General features: G+C 71.2%; 1 protein-coding gene and 1 pseudogene. One reads left to right on the forward strand and one right to left on the reverse strand.

All coding sequences use genetic code 11. The annotated features are described in order from the left end of the window. On the reverse strand, positions 1–717 hold a 717-nt coding region (locus AOK17_RS46850; RefSeq protein WP_055618729.1), incomplete at its 3' end, for an SDR family oxidoreductase. A 160-nt stretch (positions 718–877) separates the two neighbouring features. On the opposite strand from AOK17_RS46850, the pseudogene AOK17_RS46855 reads away from it, so the two are divergent. After that, positions 878–1,538 (forward strand): annotated as a pseudogene (locus tag AOK17_RS46855) (LysR substrate-binding domain-containing protein); the annotation flags it as partial.

Here is a 1,538-nt window from a genome sequence, read left to right on the forward strand (position 1 = left end):
GTCCTCGAAGAACGAACCGGTCGGGCCGCCGTCGGGCAGTGTGGCGAGGCGGACCGCCGTGGCCGCGCCCTGCTCGGGGGTGCGGGGGCCTTGGAAGCCGGTGAAGTCGGTCGCGACCAGGCCCGGGCAGGCGGCGTTGATCAGGATGTCCGTGTCGGCGAGCTGCCGGGCGTACTGCACGGTGACGGCGTTGAGGAACGACTTCGACGGTGAGTAGGCCGCCATGACGGGGCCGATCTCGATGTCCGGGTCCGCCTGCCGGGTGAGGGAGGCGACGGAACTGGAGACGTTGACGATGCGCGGCGACGTCGAGCGCCGCAGCAGCGGCAGCATCGCGTTGGTCACCCGGATGACACCGATGACGTTGGTCTCCACGACCGTGCGGACCAGGTCGAGGTCGAGCGCGGTCGGGTCCTGTATCCAACCCGGCCCCATCTCCCCCGAGATACCGGCGTTGTTGACCAGGACGTCCAGGCGCCCGGCCCGCCGTTCGACCAGTTCCGCGGCATCGGTGACGCTCAGGTCGGCGGTCACGTCCAGCGGAACCCCGAACGCGTCCACCCCGGCGGCGCGCAGCTTCTCCACCGCAGTCTCGCGCCGGACCTCGTCACGGGCCCCCACGCCGACGCGGTACCCGAGGGCGCCAAGACCGGCCGCGATCTCGTACCCGATTCCCTTGTTCGCGCCGGTGACCAGCGCGATCTTCGTTTCGCTCATGCCGTTGATGTTCACTCGCGGACGGACGGTGCGGCCAACACCGATACGGTGCCCTGTCATACCCGGTGGGTATCACCCGGAAGCTACGCTGTGGCCATGGACGCCCTGGAGACCCGCGAGTTGAGGTACTTCGTGACCGTGGCCGAGGAACTGCACTTNNCGCCGAGGCGTCCGTCTGACCGGCGCCGGCGAAGTGCTGCTGCAGGAGGGTCGCGCGGCCCTCGACGCGACCACCGCCGCCGCCCGCCGCACCCGCCGCGCCGGTGGCGCCGACAGCCCGGGTGGCCCCCGCAATCGCCTGGTGCTGGCGGTGAAGGCCGCCGCGGCTCACGAACTGCTGCAGAAGCTTCTCGACGCCTACGCGGCCGAGCCCGATGCCGCCGAGATCGAGGTGCTGCCGTGCGGCTTCTGTGAGCAGGAAGAGCTGCTGCGTGACGGCCGCGCCGATGTGGCGCTCATGCACACGCCGTTCAACTCCCTCGCCGGGTTCGACAGCGAGGAACTGCTGGCCGAGGGGCAGATCGCCATCCTGCCCGCCGACCACCCCCTCGCCGCGCACAAGTCACTGACCTTGGCCGACGTCAGCGACATCCCCGGCCTTCCGGCCGCCCGCTGGCCCCGCCACGGCACGTACCCACCCGGCCCGGGTCCCGAGATCCGCGACCAGACGCAGCTGGCCCAGCTGATCGCCCTCGGTCGCACCATGGCCGTCTTCCCCGACTCCGCCCGCGCCTGGCTCTGGTCCGAACACACCGCCGTCCCCCTGACCGACGCACCCCCGGTCATCACCCATATCACCTGGCCCGCCCACAGCCGCTCCC

This window comes from Streptomyces phaeochromogenes, from assembly GCF_001418655.1.
GTDB lineage: Bacteria > Actinomycetota > Actinomycetes > Streptomycetales > Streptomycetaceae > Streptomyces > Streptomyces phaeochromogenes.